Genomic DNA, 20,010 nt, shown 5'->3' on the forward strand with positions numbered 1-20,010 from the left:
GAATTTGATATTTTACTGCCTTGGAATTTCAGGACGGGGCATTTTGTAATAACTTCCAGACATACTTTTCAGAAAAGCAACAATAGCATCTATTTCCTGGTTGTTAAGCTGTAATGGTTTCATCTTTTGATCGGTTACGGGAAATTTAGGGTCAGCTTTCTTTTCTTCAGGGCTAGGGTTAATCATCTGCATTCCGCTGTTGTATAAATTAACCACACCATGCAGATCATCCATTAAACCATTGTGCATCCATGGAGCAGTGTAACTCAGGTCTCTTAAAGATGGCGTTTTAAATTTACCTACGTCATTGGGGTTATTGGTGATGTGGTACAATCCAAGGTCTTCATATTCACGTTGATAATAGGTAAGCCCAATGTTGTGGAATGATTCATCAGTTAGATATTTACCATAATGACAATTCATACATCTTGCTTTGGTGCGAAAAAGGTGCATCCCGTAGATTTCTTTATCACTCATAGCTTTATGATCCCCTTTAATAAATTTATCCAGTTTACTAGGCTGACTGCTGATGGTACGCTGGAAAGTAGCCAATGCGCTGGCAATCTGATTAAACGTAATTCTATCTGTGTGGTAAACCTCTTTAAAAAGCTGCCTGTATTCTTTATATTTTGAAAGTTTTCCGGCCAGTTTCTCAGGTTTCATATTCATCTCGTTGTGAGCGGAAATAGGGCCTACAAGTTGTTCTTCCAGTGTTTTAGCTCTTCCATCCCAGAAATAAGAAGTCCTGTCTGCAATATTATAAAGAGATTGTGTATTTCTTTTCCCCAGCAGATGATCGTTGCCTAATGCAACTTCCTGTCCATCACTCCAACCTAATTCAGGATTATGACAGCTGCTGCAGGAAACCTGGCTTGAAGATGATAATTTGGGATCAAAGAACAATTTTTTACCCAGCATTACATCGGGACGTTCCTGGGTTTCATAATAATTGGAATCCCATTCTATGGCTTCAAACTCTTTCCAATCCACATCAGCATCTATGGAAGGTTTTGGCCAATATTGTATAGACTTTTTGTATTGTGCTGCCACTTCTCCATAATCTGTGGTATAGCTTCGTAGGGTATGCTGCATGCAAAATAGAGCTACAAAGCCTATCAGCAGTATTAATTTAATATCTGAAAATTTCATGTTTTTATTTAAAAAATGCCTCCTATGGTTGCTGCAAAAAGCATATTATTACTGTTTTTAAAATTGCTGTATATCATTTTACCGCCTACATAAGCATTCTTAATAACCGGAAGATTGAAATGAAAATTAATATCAAGTTTGGCCTGCCAGAAGTCTGCAGACTGAAAGCTGTAGTTTTCCTGTAGCATCTGTTGGATAGCCGGCTTGCTGAAACTATTGAATATAGCATCTTTTTTATAAACATCTGTAACGGAGACTCCCATAGAAACAGAAAGAGCAAGCTTGTCTGTAAATATTTTCATCCATTGATAATCCGCACCATAGATAAGTTTATTTAAATCAATGATAGAAAGTGGAGTAGTATATTTTTCCTTTTCCTGTATGAAACCAAAATAAGGAAGCAGAGATGATTTTGCATTCTGATGTTCCATTTCTAAGATGCCTTTCAATACTACATTCGTTACCCGATGACTGTATTTTTCAGCAGATCCAATCTGTATGTAATTTCTTGAGTTATCATTTAAAAACAGGTTTTCAGTTCCTTTTCTGTTGATATGGTTTCCAATCGCAGAAATTCCCCAGGAGATTTTTCCTGTTTCAAAAAACTTACCTAACGAGAAATTGAATTGTTGTTCATTAATCTTTGAGGCATTAAGATCTGCGTATTCGGTCAGAAGTTTGTCGAGGTTGAACTGTTTAATTCCGGCAGTAAGATACCATGATCTGTTTTCTGCTTCGAAGATCTGTAAACCACCACCATAAGTCCAGCCTTCATAATAAGCCTGACGAAGCTTTCCTGAAAGCAATTCGTTGTAGTTTCCCAACCCATTCATATTGTAGATCATAGGAAATCCCTGATTGCTTACAAAGCTCAGATAATGTTTTTGAGTGTATTTTTCAGCTTCTACATAAGCCCCGATTTTAAATTTCCCAAACATCATTTTATGAGCTCCCAATGCTAATGAAAACGTTGCTGCAGTATTCTTGGGCCTGGGATCAATATCCCGGTAGCTTAAACTGGCTTTATAGCTTCCTGTAACCCCCAGAGTATATGAATTGATTTGCTTAGAATATCCACCGGAAAACGAATAGTTTTCAAACTTCATATCGCCGCCTACACTGTCTGCAGCTACATAAGGGTAGATAATGTCATAATCAGCATTTTCATTCCATACTACCTGCTTGTTTTTTCCTTGTGAGTAGGAAGCATTCCCCCAAACCACGGTTTTCGGATCCAATATCTGATGAGTGCTGGCTTGCGCTCCCCAAAGATTTTTTCCGTTGCCTTTTTGCTTTATTTCATTAGGAGTATCATTGTTTTGAGTGAATATATTAAAAACTGTAAGCTGATACTTTCTTGAGCCTAACATATTGGCCGGGTTGTTGTTGATGCTGTTTTTGAGCATTCTATCATAGCTGTATTCTTCCCGGATTGTCTTCATGATCGTATCATTGTCCTGAGCGTACATTTCAGAACTAAGAAAAAGAACCGGCAGGATAAGTATGGAGTGAAAATGTTTCATTTTAGTTGAATAATGAAGGTTTTACACCGTGTTCAAAATCCGTAGTGGAATTATTGGTGTCTTTTAAAATATCTTTCCCATCTGCATTTTTTCCAATAACTTTTCTACGGACTGCTTTTCCAAAACGGTTTTTATCCCCGTCAAAAGAAGTTACAGAAGTCCATCCCATGTCTAAAGAAGGAGACGTTACCAACCATTGGAAAGAATCCTGTACACTTAGGTTTATGGCATCTGTGATCCATTCGTTTGGAATCTTAACAGCCAATCCATCCATAGGATAAACATCTCCTCCGAAAGTGAGATTATAAGTATAAGTGTATGAATTCTGGCTGATTAAAGACTCATTGGTCGTTCCCTGTGGCATACGTGCTAAAGCATAAGCGTAATATCCCTGTGTGTGAATCACCATTTTTTCAAATACATTTACCATTTTAGGAACTGCAGGATTATCAATATCATCAGAGTCTTCCTTGAAAATTTGAAAATTAGCGTGAGACAGATTGATGGATAAAGAATTAAACTCTTTATGGTTGATGGCATCTTCTGCAATGATGATAGATGCTCCTGGCAAAACAGGGTAAGTAGTTCCATTTCCGGGGATTCTGATGATGGCGCCGGCAGAGAATGTTGATCCCATGATATTCGGGCTGTAATCCTGTTTTTCATTAGTCATGAAAGCAGATTGTATCAATAGCATTCCATCAGCATATAATGTTTTATCTGTATTATTGGTTATTTTAAAATATTGGTCACCAAAATACATAGCTCCTTGTGGGGTTTTAGTTCCTGTAAAGAATACCTCTTCAAGAATAAGGTCACTGCTTCCGGCTTTCATTGAAATATCGATGGTTTTAGTCTGTTCAGTACCGTTGATAACCACTCCGGTCTGTAATCCGCCTACTTTCGCTTCGGTAGCTGTTGAATTGTCTGTATATACAATGCTTCCTTCCACGGTAATGTTATACGTTCCCATAGGAAGAACTGTTTTCAGGGAATTCGTGTTCTTAAGCTCCTGAGTGGTCGTAAAGCCAGTATTCAGTTCCTTAAAGTTTACGGTAAGATTTTTATATTCTTTTACCTGAATATTTTCAGGAACTACTTTCAGCTGTAGGTTTAAAGTAGTTTGTGCCTGTGCTTCCGGTGCATCGGAATCGGACGAACATGCTGCGAGACTTAGTACAGCACACGATAGTAATAGTGTTCTTAATAAATGTTTAAACATAACGTATTAAATTGAAATTGTTATAAATTGAAATTGATCTCCATCCCGAAATAGGGGTCATTGATACCTTTTCTGTTAATCGTAAATCCATTCACGCTGTATGGGGCATAATAACTGAAAAGCCTGTTGGCAAACATGGAAACGATAACCGTCTTATTTCTGAAACTTTTGGTTACCTTAAGATTAAGATTGGCTTCCAATGGTCTTCTGTTGGTAGTATATCGATCTTCATTCTGGGCAATCATAAGTCTTTCCAGAATCGTTCCTCTGGCCGTATCAGGATTGAAGGGGAGTACATTGCCATTTTGATCCACATAATGACTGGGAGCTCCGTTCATAGGATCTAATTTCCTCATCGAATACCACGAAAATTGGAAAGATGTAGAGAAGATCAGATCCAATTTCGGAATATAAGTATCCATCATCAGGTTGGTATTCAGAATTTCGTTTGCTGAATTAGGCTCCATGCCATTGTAAAGTCCGAGATAAGGATAAGGTTTTCCGTTAATCAGTACATCAGGTCTTTTGTAGACTGGGAGACTGTTTCCATACTTTGTACGAAACCATGCACCACTCAAAGTAAATCTTGTATTGATGACAGGAATTCTGTTGGAAGAATACTGAAATTCTACCCCTTCTTTATCTATTTTGCTTCCATTTCGCTGGGCAGCATACATGAAGTTTTCCATCACATTCTGATAAGGAAGAGCATTGATATCCGGTGGGGAAGTTATTGCGTCGTGATTAAGAGCTGATGCGTCGTATTTTTTATATTGATAGAGAGCATATTCGTTCATTGTACGGAATGCATTGTGCATTCTTTCCTTAAAAACAGTTATGGATAGCTGATGAAGTCCCAGACTGAGATCTACTCTTGCTTCAAACTTTTCATTAACAGCGGGTTCTATTTCCGGGTTCTGAGGATTATAGATAAGGGTTTTATAGTTCACTCTTCTATAATTTGGATTAGAATGGAAATAGTTCAGCTGTTGACTATCTTTATAAATCAATTCAGGATACAGAAGATTTAGGTCTGGAAATAAACTCTGTTTACCATAGCCTAATGTTAATGCCAATTGAGCCTTTTTATCCATGATTTTGAACTCCGGAAGATTCCATTGAAAGTTAACTCTTGGATCCAGATACACCTTTCCGTTCATTTTAAAATGAGTTGGCAGATTCAGCATTGAATTTCCTCTTAATCCTAATGCCAATGTAAGTTGATGTTGGCCAAGATTTGCTGTGCTGATGGTTTCCAAAAACAAAGCAGAAGTAGAATAGGCCGGAACCTCGCGGTAGGCACGTGGTCTGAAGGTTGCTTTAGGATCTATAGGCTTATAAACATTAAATAATTGTCCCTGGCCCCAGTTTTTACTGAATTGCCAGTCGAATCCGGCATTAATCTCATTCTTAATTCGTTTAAAATTCCATTGAAAATTATTAACCATTTTGACAAAAATATCCAGTGGTTTTCCATCTACCGTATAATCAGAAATATATTGGGCTTCAGGATAATATCCATCATATTCACCTTCAACTCTTGAAAGCGGGAAAGCCGTTGCGTTTTCCAACTGAATAAATTTGGTCTGTTTTATTTTATCAAACCTTTGATTAATGGTAGCTTGTACTTCTGTTGATCTATAAAAAGAGGGTTCATTTTTCGTGTAATTCAATACATTCGAAAGGCTTATAAGATGATTATTAACTTCATATGAATTTAACTGAGATAAATCCACATCCGGATCAGTCTTTGAACCATCTAATGAACCTGTATAACTAAGATGAGTCTGCCATCTGAAGCTGCCAAGGCTCTGTTGTTTTTCTTTTATTAGCCCAAAATTTGCAGTAATCCTTTTATAGTTTTCAAGCTTGTCCCTTGGGTCAGATTTTGCATTCAGATAATCAATTCCGGTATTAATTTTTAGGTTTCGCTCATTATCTTCAAATCCTTTACTGATTGAAAATAGCTTACTGTAACCATCTGCTTTAAACCTGGATTTCCAATGAGTGTATCCGGATTTATTGGTGATTTTAACGATTCCCGAAGTTAGATTCCCATAAATGACAGAAGGAATTCCACGCATAATTTCCACTTTTTCAATCTGGTCTGTAGAAATACTACGCATATCTACACCGCTTGTTAGATTAAGCCGTCTTTTCAGACCGTTATTGCTTTTATCTAAAAAATCATAGGTATACTGAAGATTGGCACTGGAGTTCAACGGGGCACCATCTACCAGAAATGTGGTTCCCATGGCAGAAGTATTGTAATCATTACCAGGATTACCGGTTTCCCGAAGACTGATTTTGTTCACCTGATTGAGAAGAGGATCTCCGGATCGCCCTCCGGGAAGAAGCTCCAGAAGATCAGTAAAACTGGAAGGTTGCAAATGCTGCATAGCGCGTTGGCTAATCACTGAAGAAGAAGTTAATCCTTTACTTTCTTTGGCCGTAATAATTACTTCTTCAATAGAGTTGATTTTGTCTGCCAGCGTAAAAGTAAATACTTCAGGTTTTGTGATGATAATCTTACCTGAATATTGAATGATACCATTTTTACGGATTTCAACAGTATATTGACCTGGAAGAGCAGATATAATGGCGAATCCTTTATCATTGGTAGATGTGGAGTATATATTTTTATCGGATAGAACTTTAATTTCTGAACCATTTGCCGGTTCGGAATGGTTATTCCTAACTTCAAATGACACTGTAGCAGACCTGTCTTGCGATTGGGCTGTTGAAAATGTAGCGAGAAATAGAAATGTGAAAATCTGTGTTTTTAAAGGGAATCGTGGATCGTTATGTACCATCAGCATTTTTCTTCCGGCAAAGGTAGGAGGCATTAAATAAGATATCTAATTTTATTTAGAATAATTTAAAATAATTGATAAAAATCATTTTGCTTGCTTTGTATTCATTTCAATTTTCAGATTTAGAAATTAAGGTTAAAATGCTTATTTAATGAGTTTTTATGAATCTTTAAATAAAGCTTATTGAGCTTTTATTCTAATTTGTATTGTTAGAGTTATTTCTGCTTGATGAATGTGTGGTCCGGTAATTTGTGATTATTGTAATGCAAAATTTTATTTTCATGATACTTGATTTTTACGGAAGAAAAGCTGGAATCAACTTTATTGATTCTTTGTAAACATATGTGTAACCTCATAGTTTCATCAACAACAAAGTTGGATCTCTTTGCTTCCTTAAAATATAACAATCTGCTAGATAAAAGCTTTGTGTAGAAAACAACAAAAAAGCACCCCATTGCTGGAGTGCCAAAATTAACTTGAAAATGATATATAAAAAGGATTGATGCTAGAGTTTAACTTTTTTATTGATTGTTTTTCCGTTGGCAAGAGTCATTTGTACTACATATACTCCCGGTTCCATACTTTTCGATTCAAATTGCTGGGCATTTACTTCTTGCTGATGAAGCAAAGCTCCGGAAATGCTGTAAATACTGATCGTTTTAATATCATTATTAGCTCTGGCCCGGATTTGCTTGTTCAGTGTAAAAATGTCTGTACTGTTTTCCAATCTGCTGCCTCCAAGATTCTTATTGAACTGCAGATTATAATATGGTGTAGCTACTTCGAATGTGTATTTCTGAGGATCCAGACTTTTTAAATTGATCCCACCGTTTTGCTTATATTGATCTTTGGAAATGGTTGTAACCAAATTTTTATTCTCATCAAAAATATGAACAGCTGAAAGTTCATCCCCATCTATCTTTAGTTTTAAAACCGCATTATTTTCGGATTGTACAATTTCATTTTCCGCCACTTCTTTAGGGGTGTTTTTAATGTATGGAAGCATCTTTTCCTGATTATTTTTCGATACTTTTAACAGATATACACCATCATTTAAAGAAGATAAACTACGGTCATTTGCAGTTCTGCTGGTTGCTTTCTCTTTATTGAAATCATTAACTTCAACCAACTGCATATTTCCAAGATCAGGTTTTATCTGAGATGAAAATAGAGTAGGTGTTTCTGATGAAGCTTCTGCTGATTGTTTCCCAAAAATAGATCCCACCGCAGCCCATTGATTAAAAAGTCCACCGCTTCTTAAGGTATTAAACTTAGCATTAGAAGCAAGAACGAATGGAACAATACCACCCACATGGCCAATAGGTCCCCAGTAGAAAGAATCCAGTTTATATTTGTTAAGATCCCACCATGCATAATAACCACGCTGTACATCAATAGTTTTGGAGGTGTTTTCCGGCGGAATGGCAAGGTCGACAGTAGAGTGACCTAAAGTCATAGGTGTTTTATTGTACCAGTCATAAACATCTTTTGGCTTTAGACATTGTCTGAATTTATGATTGGGGTTATTGGTGACCTCATTAACAAAATTAGTTGTGAAGAGTTTTCTCCATAGAAATGGTCCCCAGAGTAAACCGCCGTTATCCTGAACAACGTGATAGTTATATTTGTCAAGATATTCTGCTGAAATAACTTCTGAAATATCATTCGTATAGGTTTTATATCCTATATTATTACAGCTGTGGAGCACATTGGCAAGAAATGAGGTAAATGGGTAAATATCCTTTTCTAAAACACCTTTCTTTAAAGTGGTTTCGGACATATCATAAGGACCGTCACCCATATAAGCATATTTAAACTTTAAATTGCCAGGATTGGAGACATTTAATCTTTTTAAAGTAGACATGGCTGCATGTGCTCCTTGTGAATAGCCTGCCAGGAAGTATTCATCGTAACGTTTTATTCCCTGTTGTGCCAATACCTTATTGGCTGCCGTAACAAAATCAATAGTGGCGCCAGATTCAGTAGCATAATCTACATATGGATGTACGCCATCTCCGTCTCCCATCCCTACATAGTCAGGAGCCATTAAAATATAACCGTTGAGTACATAAGAAAGTTCCACCACGAATCCTGCGGTTAATGTTCCTTTAAAATTAGAAGGAACATTATGTCTGCTATCAGTAGTCCCATGGTCTGAAACTACTGTTGAAAGCTTCATATTAACATTGGGATACATGAGAAGACCTGTTGCTTTTACAAGGATGTTTTTTTCATTTTTGGTGTAATAAGTTATTTTATATCCTTTTAAACCTACATTGAAGCCGTTCAGATAACTTACAAAATCAGGAGCGTTTTGTTCACCAAGATTATTAGCAATGAAATTAACTACTCCTTGGGGAGTTAAGTCCAGTTTTTGCTCAGCACTTATAAGATCTCCTGCCTGTTGTGCTAAATAGAAAGGTGCAGTGAGCCCTAACAAAAAAGTTGTTATTTTCTTCATACCGTGGATTTTTACTACTGTTAATGTAGTATTTTTATTAATTCCTCAAAAATATTCAGACATTAATAACTATTCATCGAATATTAAATTCTCTGAAAGGTGAGTAAAATAAAAGAGTCTGATCCAAAGACCAGACTCTTAACTCTATATTTTTCTTTCCTTAGAAAGCGTTGATACCTGTAATATCTAAACCGGTGATTAACAAATGAACGTCGTGAGTTCCTTCATAAGTAATTACAGACTCCAGATTGGCTGCGTGTCTCATCATTGGGAACTCGCCCATGATACCCATACCTCCAAGGATCTGTCTTGATTCTCTAGCGATATCAATAGCCATTTTTACGTTGTTACGTTTAGCCATTGAAATTTGTGCAGGAGTTGCTTTATGAGCATTTTTAAGATTTCCTAACTGAAGACATAATAACTGAGCTTTTGTAATCTCTGTTAAAAATTCAGCTAATTTTTTCTGTTGAAGCTGATAAGACCCGATTGGTTTGCCAAACTGCTTTCTTTCTTTAGAATACTGAACTGCTGTACAATGACAGTCAATAGCTGCTCCGATTACTCCCCAAGAAATTCCATATCTGGCTGAGTTCAGACAAGATAAAGGTCCTTTCAGTCCTGTAACACCCGGAAGTAGGTTTTCTTTCGGAATTTTTACATCATTAAATACCAATTCTCCTGTTTTGGAAGCTCTTAAGCTCCATTTATTGTGTGTTTCCGGAGTAGTGAATCCTTCCATTCCTCTTTCAACAATTAATCCTTGTATTTTTCCTTCTTCATTCTTTGCCCATACCACAGCAATGTCGCAAAGAGGGGAGTTGGTGATCCACATTTTTGCACCATTCAAAAGATAGTGGTCTCCCATATCCTTGAAGTAAGTTTCCATAGAACTTGGATCAGAACCGTGATTAGGCTCAGTTAATCCAAAAGAACCAATCATTTCTCCAGCAGCTAATTTTGGAAGATATTTCTTTTTCTGTTCCTCAGAACCGAACTCATTAATAGGAAACATTACCAAAGAGCTTTGTACTGAAGCAGCAGAACGTACTGCAGAATCTCCTCTTTCTAACTCCTGCATGATAAGACCATATGAAATCTGGTCTAACCCAGAACCTCCATATTCGACCGGAATATAAGGTCCTAATGCCCCGATTTTTCCTAACTCTCTCATAAGGCCAGGAAGATCAGTATGATTTTGTGCTGCCTGGTCAATCTGCGGCATTACATAACTTTCAACCCAATCTCTTACAGATTGGCGGATCAGTTTGTGTTCTTCAGTAAGTAAAGCATCAATTCCATAATAATCAGGGATGCTTGTAAGAGGATAATATGACATGATTTTTTGATTTTGTTAAAAATAACATTTTTCGTGGTGTTTAAGAAATTTTTTTGAAAACTTATCTAAATGCTGGTTTTCAAATAGATAATATGGATTTTTCCTGTTTAAGGGATAAAATTCATATTTTAAACCTCCTCATCATTGGAGATAGGATACTGATTAGTGGAATTATGAACCTCAGTCTTGAATTTATACAGGTACGGAGCCTTGTTAGCAGAACCATCATATAATTTTTCCAATCTGTCAAGGATATTAAGGCTTAAAATTTTTCGTTGGAAATTATTTCTTCTGAATTTCTGTCCTAAAATTGTCTCATAAAGAGCCTGAAGGTCCTTCATCGTAAATTTTTCAGGAAGAAGATTACTGGCTGCTACTTCAGTGTTGATATTCATTCTCAGATATTCCAGCCCGGTTTCTATAATTCTGTCGTGGTCAAATGCCATCTTGGGAAGATTGTTCACTTCAAACCATTCGCAGCTTTCATTAAAAGCATCGGGAAAAGTATTCGTAAGCGAAAAATCGATAAGACTGCAGTATCCTACCGTAATAAACCTTTGAAAGATCCAGTGATCTTCAGGTACTTCAATCCCTTTATTTCTAAGGAGGATTTGGTGAACATTATTTTCTGTACGATCAATTCTTCCAAACGTATGGAATTGCTTCAAAAATAAATCTTTAAGATGCGTTCGTTCATACAAAACCCGCTCTGCAGCTTCCCGAAGGTCTTCATCATTGAAAACAAAACCACCCGGAAGTGACCACAGATCCAGATCATGATATTTTAATAACAGGACTTTCAAAATATTATTGTGAAAGCCGAATATCGTACAATCTACAGAAAGATGAGCAACGAAATCCTTTGTGTCGATCAGTTCCTGAAGCGTTTCTTTGCTTTTTGTGTCTTTGATTTTCATGATTGTAAAAATAAAACTATTTTCTATATTTTCTTTTTTGAGACGTTAAAATACATCAAACTAATCACAAAAAGAAGAATTACAGAGCATAAAATATATAATGGATAAAAGTTTAAAAGCTGCTTCCCAAAGAGTATAGCCATAATAATAGAACTCACCGAGCTGCCCAGGGAAGAAAAAATAACAATAAGTGAAGTAAACAGATTGATCTTTTCTTTATCAACCACAGCAATCATTTTTGAATTGACAACAGGGTAGAGTGGTGAAAGAAATAAACCTATCACCGGAAACAAAAAGAGAATGAGTCTTGAATCCTCAGAATCAAAATACTGAATTCCTAAAATCGTAAGCAATAAAGCGATGATAAGAGAGATGCATGTAATATAATATTTTGATAATGAATATCTACGGATAATATTGGCTGTAACGGTTCTTCCTGCATAGGAAAAAAGAGCAAGGAAGGAAGTGGCCTGAAGGGCAAAAAATGAATTGACTTTCAGATGATTTTTGTAAAAAGAGGGCAGCCATGAATTAAACCCCTGTTCTACAAAAACAATAAAGAAGATCACAGCAAGAAATAAACCTACAACAGGTGTTGTAAATCCTGATAATTCTGTGAATATACTTTTGTTTTCCGATGGCTTAGACTCTGTTATTTCTATTTTTGAAAGAAGGAATATGGTGATGGCAGATAATACCGCAATGAGTAAAAACCCAAACCTCCAGAATTCGGAATAGGAGCTTGAAATAAGCCATCCAAAACCTGTATTCACCACAAAAATCCCAATCATAAATGAAGCTTCCACGCTGTTCATGGTTTTCGCCAAAGATTTTTCATCCCCAATATTGTTCCTGATGATTCCAAATACGCATATTTTACCAATGGCAAAACAGGCTCCAATGATGGCAAACCATACTTTATAAAACCAGAACTCTTCAATAAACGGAAGAAGACAAGAACAGAATCCTACTATGGCCAAAGCTGCAATTAAAGCTTTTTTTGTTCCTGTTTTATTGATGAAACTCACTGCAAAAAGAGAGATGAAAGCAATAGGCAGGTCTTTGAAGGATTCCAGAAATCCCAGTTCTCCATAGGTAATATTGGCATCTGCAAGCTGAAGGATAATAAGTCCCATACAGTTTAATACCATTGAGAAAATAAGGAAGGTCAATTTTAGCGGGAGAGAAATATTAGAAAGCTTAGTGGTCATTTCGGGAGTTAACTTTATTGAATTTTTATAGCTTTTTGTGAATAATTAATGCGAAGATATGGCTTTTAACCCTCAATAATAAACGAAATTTTAAAATATTTATTAATATAATGTTAATTAATTGAAAAAAAATATATTTTTATTGTCTCAATTTGAGAATTAAAACAAATAGCTGTATATGAATGTAAGAATATCGAGAAGTCTAGGAGTGATTGCCGTCCTCTATTTTACGGCTAACTTCGGTGCCCAGACCAAAAAGGACACGATTTCTAAAGAGAACAAAATAGAAGAAATTGTAATGATAGGGTATGGAGGAGTTAAAAAACAAAATCTTACAAGTGCTGTTTCTACGGTAAAAGCTGATGCCTTTGATGACAGGCCCATTTACAATGTAGGACAGGCTTTGCAAGGGCAGGCTGCGGGAGTCAATGTCATTCAGGCTTCAGGAAAACCGGGAGCCGGGATAGAGGTTAAAATCAGAGGGAACAATTCTCTTTCTTCATCAGTAAGTCCATTGTATGTGGTGGATGGTATACAAACCAATGATATCAACGGAATCAATACGGATGATATTCTCGATATGACCATTCTTAAAGATGCATCTTCCACTGCGATTTATGGGATCAATGGTTCTTCTGGAGTAGTCATTATTACCACCAAAAAAGGAAAACAAGGAAAACCCCAGCTTAATTTCAATGCCTATTGGGGCGTTTCAAAAGCGGTAAAAAATATTGATGTTCTGAATTTAGATCAGTATAAATCTTTACTTTCGGATATTAAGGCAAATGGTGGTTCGGATTACCTTTCTACCGTTAATAATCCAAGATATGCCGGAATTGATACAGACTGGAGAAAAGAAGTTTTTCAAACCGGTTTTGATCAGAACTATAATGTCAATTATTCCTTCGGAAATGAAAAGGTAAAGGCGTACACAGCTATAGGCTATCAGGATATATCAGGAATCATTAAGCCTTCCAAGTTCCAGAGAACGTCTGTGAAAATGAATTTGGATGCTGTTCTTGCTCCATGGCTTAAGCTGAATTCCACCGTTAATTATTTCTTTACTTCATTGGCCAACACCAATGATAATTTAAGTACAGCCAGAGGCGGGGTGGTTCTGAGCGCCTTTAATACTCCTAGCTTTTTACCAGTCTATGGAGATCAGATTAATTTTAATCCTACGGACAGTGTTGTTTACGATCAGACAACAGGACAGCTGAATGATGGTTATAAGCCTGGACAGTTTGCTCCCAATCCGTATCAGTCTTCATGGGAAAATCCGGTGGCTTATCAATCCAGAAAGGATAAAACTCTTACGCAGCGTTTTTTAAGCAATGTAGGGCTTGAAGTAAAGCTGCTGGATAATTTGATATGGAAACCAAGCATCTCATTTGACATGACTGATTCCAGAAATACCAAATTTACAGACGGATATCAGACCAGTTACGGAAGATCAAAAATGGGAATTGGTTCTCAGGAATATTATCTGTATCAGGAATATAATTTTGAAAACACTTTAGCGTATACTTTAAAAAGAGGTGCTCATGATCTTTCCTTATTGGGAGGAATGCAGATCGCCCAGAAAAGCATCAGAACCCAATATTTTTCCGGGGAGAAATTTCCAGAAGGCACGGTGAATTTTTCCTATGATGCAGCATCAACTCAGGGAGGAGATAACCATAAAGAGATAGGAAGAAACCTTTCTTTCTTTGGTCGGGTTTTGTATACTTATAATGGCAAATATTCCTTAATGGGAGTCTTCAGAGAAAATGCCTATTCCGGATTAGCTTCCGGGAAAAAATGGGGATTCTTTCCGGGAGTGTCAGCTTCATGGCTGGTATCTAAAGAAGATTTCCTTGCAGACAATAAAGTCATCAGTGAGTTAAAATTAAGAGGAGGCTGGGGACAAACCGGGAATGTCTCAGGAGTACCGGCATATTCACACTTTAATTTATTTGATCCTTATTGGTCAAATGGGGTTCCAGCCTATAAAATATCACAGTATGACAGTGATATCACCTGGGAAACAACTACTGATACGAATGTGGGATTAGATTTGGCCTTTCTGAATAATCGTATCAGATTTACCGCAGATGCTTACAGAAGAAAGACAACCAACCTTATTTTCCCTTATACAATGGGGATTTTAACGGGACCTATTTATAGAAATGCAGGATCACTGGAAAACAAAGGGTTGGAATTTTCATTAAATACAGTAAATATTAAGAATGAAAATTTTAGCTGGAGCAGCTCATTTAATATTTCATTTGCTAAAAATAAAATTTTAGCATTTGAAAAATATCTCAACACTGTTGACGCCATCAATATAGAGAGTGTGGGAGGAAAGGTAATTCGTTTTCAGCCTGGTCAGCCGTTAAGTACATTCTATGGGTACAAAGTGGATCGGGTAGATCCTAATACAGGAGATTTGTTGTATAAAGATACGAATGGAAATGGCTATCTGGATGTAGATGACAGAACAGCCATTGGAAATCCAAATCCAAAATATACTTTCGGTTTCAGCAATAATTTTACCCTGAAAAACTGGTATATGGACATTTTGATAACAGGTTCTGTAGGAAATGATATCTATAATGCTACTCGTTTTGACCTTGAAATGATGAACGATTATAAAAATCAGTCTACGGCTGTATTGAACCGATGGACAACGGTGGGGCAAATTACAGATGTACCCCGTGCCAATTCAGCATCAGCACAGATGATCTCAGATAGATTTGTAGAAGATGGATCTTATCTGAAACTAAAAGCAGTGACATTAGGATACAATTTTATCAATCCTATTAAAGGAGTCAACAAGCTTAATGTATATGCAACCGGACAAAATATTTTTACCATCACCAATTATTCAGGGATGGACCCGGAAGTGAATGCATTCAGCCCCAACAGAGGGACTTCAGGAGCTGAGAGAGCTGTTTTTGGAATTGATTATGGAACCTATCCTCAGGTAAGAACGTTTATCATTGGATTAAAAGCTAATTTCTAAATTATTTACAATGAAAATCAATAAAGCAATATATTATCTATTCGGAGCATCGGTATTGATGACCAGTGTTTCCTGTAGTGATTTTTTAGATACGGAGCCTATTACAGAAGATGCTGTTTCCATTGAGACTCCATTAAAATCAAAAGATGATGCAGACAAAAGAATGAATACCATTTATACCGCTTTCGGAAACGAATACTGGCAGTTGGATTATTTCTTTAACGGAGATGCTCAGACTGAAATATCTTATGCCGGAGCAGATAATGTTCAGAACTTTCAGCAGGATGAATATCGTATTCTTTCCACCAATCCCAATGTAGAAAGAGACTGGAAATACATATACGGTTTCATCAACGATTGTAATATGATTCTTAATTATGTAGATGAGATTAAGGATCCGGCTCTTACCTCCGCCAGAAAAGCAGAAATGAAATCTGAAGCTGCTATTTTCAGAGCTTTGTATTATTTCCATGCTGTACAGTTATGGGGAGATATCCCTTTGGTAACTAAAGCGGTTATCGGAGTAAACGCAGATAACTTTGATGAAGTATACAGCCAGATTTATCCAGCGAGAAAGCCGGTTGCTGAGGTCTATAATCTGATTATTTCAGATTTGGAAGGCGCTTTGGCCAATGCTCCTGCAAGCAGTGAAAAGTACAGAGTGAATAAGAATTTTGCTTATGGATTATTAGCAAAAGCCTACGCTACCAAACCCAATCCTGATTGGGCGAAAGTAAAACAATATACCTCCAATATTTCAGGAGTTAGTCTGCTTCCGGTTTATGATCAGCTTTTTGATGGAAATCATGAAGCCAATGCGGAATCAATCTTTGAAGCTGATGGAAATGCAGGAACAGTCTGGGCCTGGGGATCATCCATGTTTTATGGTACCGACTGGAAGAAATTCAATGTTCCTTCCAATGATCTGGTCAAGGCATTTAATGATGAAGGAGATACCCAAAGGTTAAATAGTTCTGTGAAGTTTTTACCCGTATCCTGGTCAGATAAATATTGGACACAAAGCAACCATTATCCTTTCCTGTATAAGATGAGAAAAACAGATGGAACCCAGAATTTTTACATTCTGAGATATGCTGATATTATATTATTACAGGCAGAAGCGGGAGTAAGAACAGGTGATTTTACAGGAGCAGCAGGATATCTTAATCAAGTAAGAACCAGAGTAGGATTAGCTCCGGTAACGATTTCCTCTGAGACCGATGGAATTGGAAAAGTTCTTAATGAAAGAAAGCTTGAATTAGCATTTGAAGGGCACCGTTGGTTTGACCTGAAAAGAACCGGAGCTGCACTTTCTGTTCTTTCTCAGCAAAAAGATGGAAACGGAAATATACTTCCTTACGCAGGAAATATTAATCAAAACAGATTGTTATGGCCTATTCCTCAAGGACAGAGAGATAATAATCAGAATCTAACTCAAAATCCGGGGTATTAAATATGGAGTTTCACAACTTATATAGTTTCTTTAAAGGTACTGCACTGTTATGTGGTGTAGTACTTTTTCCTTTGTCATGCGCTTCTATTGCTCAGAATAAAGGAAACGAGGTGAATTACTGGCTTACCAAAGGTGATGAAAGTGTAAAGCTACAGTTTCAGGCTCCGGTTAAGTTTGCCAATACTGCGAATAGCTTGCAGAATATTGAAATTGATGATACCCAAAAGTTTCAATATATTGATGGTTTTGGATATACATTGACAGGAGGAAGTGTTGAGGTCATTAATCGTTTATCTCCAACTAAAAGAAAAGCTTTACTGAATGAGCTTTTTGGAAATGATCAAAATTCTATTTCCATCAGTTATCTGAGATTAAGTATTGGAGCTTCAGATCTTGATGGTGAAGTTTTCTCCTATGATGACCTTCCAGAAGGGCAGACCGATGTCTCTCTTTCCAAATTCAGTCTGGCAAAAGATAAAGCTTTGATTGCTATGCTGAAGGAGATTTTATCCATCAATCCTAAGATTAAAATTATTGCTGCACCTTGGTCTGCACCGGTTTGGATGAAAGATAACGGGAAATCAAAAGGAGGAAGCCTAAAACCTGAATTTTATAATACCTATGCCCAGTATTTCGTAAAATATATTCAGGGAATGCAGAAAGAAGGAATCACTATTGATGCCATCACTCCTCAAAATGAACCTTTACATCCGGGAAATAATCCGAGTCTGTATATGCCGTCGGATAAACAAAGAGATTTTATTAAAGGCCATTTAGGACCTGCTTTTAAAGCCAATAATATCAAAACCAAGATTGTTGTATATGATCACAACTGCAACAAACCTGAATATGCTCTTGATATTTTAAAAGATCCGGAAGCGTATCAATATATAGATGGTTCAGCTTTTCACTTGTATGAAGGTGATATTTCAGCATTAAGTACAGTTCATAATGCTTTTCCTGACAAAAATTTATATTTTACAGAACAATGGACTGGCTCAAAAGGAACTTTTAATGAAGATTTGAACTGGCACACAAAAAATGTAATCATCGGTGCGATGAGAAACTGGAGCAAAATCTCTTTGGAATGGAATCTTGCCAATGATCCGGAATACAAACCACATACAGATGGTGGATGTACAGAATGTAAAGGAGCAATTACGATTTCGGACAGTGAAAACTTTACCCGAAATGTAGCCTACTATATCATTGCTCATGCTTCGAAATTTGTTCCTGCGGGCTCTCAACGTATTGCTTCTTCACAATCAAAATATTTATCCACAGCAGCATTTAAGACTCCAGCGGGAAAAATAGTATTAATTGTTCAGAACGATAATAAAGCTGTTGAGAATTTTAATATTAAATTTGCCGGGAAAACGGCTGCTGTAGCCATTCCCGGAAGTTCAGCAGCAACCTATATTTTTTAAAATAAAATCATGAGAAAACTAATCGTAAGTTGTTTTGTAGTAGGTATTGTCATTAATGTCAGTGCTCAGAGAAATTATTGGAAAAAGCATGAAGGAAAAACAGCTAAGGTAATTTTGACCCATTCGAAAGTGAATGAAAGAATGGCAGACAAAGGTGCTGTAAAATTTGAGCAGTTCGGACAGCCAAAAGAAACGGAAGCCTGTATTTTTGTAGCTCCTGATTTTAAATACCAAAAGCTGATCGGAATTGGAGGTGCTATTACAGATGCATCCGCAGAAACATTTTATAAAATGCCAAAGAATAAGCAAAAGGAAATTCTGGATGCTTATTTCGGGAAAAATGGATTGGGATATACTGTAGTTCGTACGAATATGAATTCCTGTGACTTCTCCAGCGATTCTTATACATATGTTGAGGATAATGACACCTCTTTGAAAACATTTAATCTTGCCCACGATGAGAAGTATAAGATTCCAATGATCAAAGAGGCTCAAAAGGCAATTGGAAATAATTTCACCTTTTATTTCTCTCCCTGGAGTCCACCAGCCTGGATGAAATCTAATAAAAGCTTATACAAAGGAGGAAGATTGGAAAACCAATACTATCAGACCTGGGCAGACTATTATATTAAATTCATAAAAGAATACGAAAAAAGAGGAATTAATGTCTGGGGATTAACCGTTCAGAATGAACCTATGGCTACCCAATCATGGGAATCCTGTATCTATACAGCAGAGGAAGAAGGGGAGTTCCTAAAGAATAACCTCGGGCCAACTCTTTGGAAAAATGGTTTTAAAGATAAAAAAGTAATGATTTGGGATCATAACAGAGACCTGATCTATCAAAGAGCAACCACTACACTCAGTGATCCTGAAACTTCAAAATATGCCCACGGAATCGGCTATCATTGGTATGAAACCTGGAACAACAAAACCCAGCTCTTCGATAATCTGGCAGAAACCCACAGAGCTTTTCCTGATAAATTCCTTGCTTTTACAGAAGGCTGTAAAGAACAGTTTGCGATGGACAGAATTTACGATGTAAGCCTGGGAGAACTGTACAGCAAGAATATGCTGAACGATTTCAATAAGGGAAATGCTTTATGGACAGACTGGAATATTCTTCTGGATGAAACCGGAGGTCCAAACCATAAAGGAAATTTCTGTTTTGCACCCATCATTGCAGATACGAAAACAGGAGAGGTATTTTATACTTATGAATATTACTACATTGGACACGTTTCAAAGTATATCAAACCTAATGCACAGAGGATAGGTTCATCTTCCAACAGAGCAGCATTAACTTCTTCAGCTTTTATGAATGAAAATAGTCAGCTGGTAACCGTAATCATGAACGATTCAGACAATGATATTGAAACCAATCTTTGGATTGAAGGCATGGCAGCAAAGCTGAATGCACCTGCCCATTCTATACAGACCGTAATTTTATAACATCATATTAGTATTATTTTAAACAGAATCGGCGGCCTC

The 20,010-nt window shown here is 36.8% G+C and carries 12 protein-coding genes; 4 read left to right on the top strand and 8 right to left on the bottom strand.

What is annotated here, in order from left to right:
- Positions 1-12 precede the first annotated feature (12 nt).
- The 8 genes from BLS98_RS04455 to BLS98_RS04490 form a co-directional block, all read right to left on the bottom strand.
- Entirely contained in the window at positions 13-1,149 is a 1,137-nt protein-coding gene (locus tag BLS98_RS04455) for a cytochrome-c peroxidase (protein WP_089733966.1), read from the bottom strand.
- Between the two features lie 8 nt (positions 1,150-1,157).
- Positions 1,158-2,672: a DUF6850 family outer membrane beta-barrel protein gene (locus BLS98_RS04460; protein WP_089733968.1), complete on the bottom strand. Its 1,515-nt coding sequence runs from the start codon at positions 2,670-2,672 to the stop codon at positions 1,158-1,160.
- A 1-nt stretch (position 2,673) separates the two neighbouring features.
- The gene (locus tag BLS98_RS04465; RefSeq protein ID WP_089733970.1) at positions 2,674-3,894 is read right to left on the bottom strand and encodes a DUF4876 domain-containing protein; all 1,221 of its coding nucleotides are present in this window, start codon (positions 3,892-3,894) and stop codon (positions 2,674-2,676) included.
- A gap of 20 nt (positions 3,895-3,914) precedes the next feature.
- Positions 3,915-6,740 (bottom strand): TonB-dependent receptor plug domain-containing protein, encoded by a 2,826-nt coding sequence (locus BLS98_RS04470; protein ID WP_228425129.1) that lies wholly within the window; start codon positions 6,738-6,740, stop codon positions 3,915-3,917.
- Positions 6,741-7,212: 472 nt separating this feature from the next.
- Complete coding sequence (locus BLS98_RS04475) at positions 7,213-9,168, bottom strand: T9SS type A sorting domain-containing protein (RefSeq protein ID WP_089733972.1); 1,956 nt, start codon at positions 9,166-9,168, stop codon at positions 7,213-7,215.
- A 160-nt stretch (positions 9,169-9,328) separates the two neighbouring features.
- Positions 9,329-10,507: an acyl-CoA dehydrogenase family protein gene (locus BLS98_RS04480; RefSeq protein WP_089733973.1), complete on the bottom strand. Its 1,179-nt coding sequence runs from the start codon at positions 10,505-10,507 to the stop codon at positions 9,329-9,331.
- A 128-nt stretch (positions 10,508-10,635) separates the two neighbouring features.
- Entirely contained in the window at positions 10,636-11,424 is a 789-nt protein-coding gene (locus tag BLS98_RS04485; RefSeq protein WP_089733976.1) for an NUDIX hydrolase, read from the bottom strand.
- A gap of 23 nt (positions 11,425-11,447) precedes the next feature.
- Positions 11,448-12,635 (bottom strand): MFS transporter, encoded by a 1,188-nt coding sequence (locus BLS98_RS04490; RefSeq protein WP_089733978.1) that lies wholly within the window; start codon positions 12,633-12,635, stop codon positions 11,448-11,450.
- Between the two features lie 178 nt (positions 12,636-12,813).
- Here BLS98_RS04490 and BLS98_RS04495 point away from each other — a divergent pair, with 178 nt between their 5' ends.
- Genes BLS98_RS04495 through BLS98_RS04510 form a run of 4 tightly spaced genes read left to right on the top strand, consistent with a single transcriptional unit; the run spans position 12,814 to position 19,971 of the window.
- Positions 12,814-15,639, top strand: a complete 2,826-nt coding sequence (locus tag BLS98_RS04495; RefSeq protein ID WP_089733979.1) for a SusC/RagA family TonB-linked outer membrane protein — start codon at positions 12,814-12,816, stop codon at positions 15,637-15,639.
- 10 nt (positions 15,640-15,649) lie between these two features.
- Complete coding sequence (locus BLS98_RS04500; protein WP_228425131.1) at positions 15,650-17,092, top strand: RagB/SusD family nutrient uptake outer membrane protein; 1,443 nt, start codon at positions 15,650-15,652, stop codon at positions 17,090-17,092.
- 2 nt (positions 17,093-17,094) lie between these two features.
- Positions 17,095-18,519: a glycoside hydrolase family 30 protein gene (locus BLS98_RS04505; protein WP_089733981.1), complete on the top strand. Its 1,425-nt coding sequence runs from the start codon at positions 17,095-17,097 to the stop codon at positions 18,517-18,519.
- Positions 18,520-18,528: 9 nt separating this feature from the next.
- Positions 18,529-19,971 carry a glycoside hydrolase family 30 protein gene (locus BLS98_RS04510; protein WP_089733982.1) on the top strand — a complete coding sequence of 481 codons (1,443 nt, stop codon included), beginning with the start codon at positions 18,529-18,531 and terminating at the stop codon, positions 19,969-19,971.
- Positions 19,972-20,010: the final 39 nt, after the last annotated feature.

The organism is Chryseobacterium jejuense (assembly GCF_900100075.1).
Lineage (GTDB): Bacteria > Bacteroidota > Bacteroidia > Flavobacteriales > Weeksellaceae > Chryseobacterium > Chryseobacterium jejuense.

Bases quoted from the DNA above. Each gene is read 5' to 3' on its own strand.
- BLS98_RS04455 (WP_089733966.1), bottom strand. From the start codon at position 1,149: ATGAAATTTTCAGATATTAAATTAATACTGCTGATAGGCTTTGTAGCT.
- BLS98_RS04460 (WP_089733968.1), bottom strand. From the start codon at position 2,672: ATGAAACATTTTCACTCCATACTTATCCTGCCGGTTCTTTTTCTTAGT.
- BLS98_RS04465 (WP_089733970.1), bottom strand. From the start codon at position 3,894: ATGTTTAAACATTTATTAAGAACACTATTACTATCGTGTGCTGTACTA.
- BLS98_RS04470 (WP_228425129.1), bottom strand. From the start codon at position 6,740: ATGCCTCCTACCTTTGCCGGAAGAAAAATGCTGATGGTACATAACGAT.
- BLS98_RS04475 (WP_089733972.1), bottom strand. From the start codon at position 9,168: ATGAAGAAAATAACAACTTTTTTGTTAGGGCTCACTGCACCTTTCTAT.
- BLS98_RS04480 (WP_089733973.1), bottom strand. From the start codon at position 10,507: ATGTCATATTATCCTCTTACAAGCATCCCTGATTATTATGGAATTGAT.
- BLS98_RS04485 (WP_089733976.1), bottom strand. From the start codon at position 11,424: ATGAAAATCAAAGACACAAAAAGCAAAGAAACGCTTCAGGAACTGATC.
- BLS98_RS04490 (WP_089733978.1), bottom strand. From the start codon at position 12,635: ATGACCACTAAGCTTTCTAATATTTCTCTCCCGCTAAAATTGACCTTC.
- BLS98_RS04495 (WP_089733979.1), top strand. From the start codon at position 12,814: ATGAATGTAAGAATATCGAGAAGTCTAGGAGTGATTGCCGTCCTCTAT.
- BLS98_RS04500 (WP_228425131.1), top strand. From the start codon at position 15,650: ATGAAAATCAATAAAGCAATATATTATCTATTCGGAGCATCGGTATTG.
- BLS98_RS04505 (WP_089733981.1), top strand. From the start codon at position 17,095: ATGGAGTTTCACAACTTATATAGTTTCTTTAAAGGTACTGCACTGTTA.
- BLS98_RS04510 (WP_089733982.1), top strand. From the start codon at position 18,529: ATGAGAAAACTAATCGTAAGTTGTTTTGTAGTAGGTATTGTCATTAAT.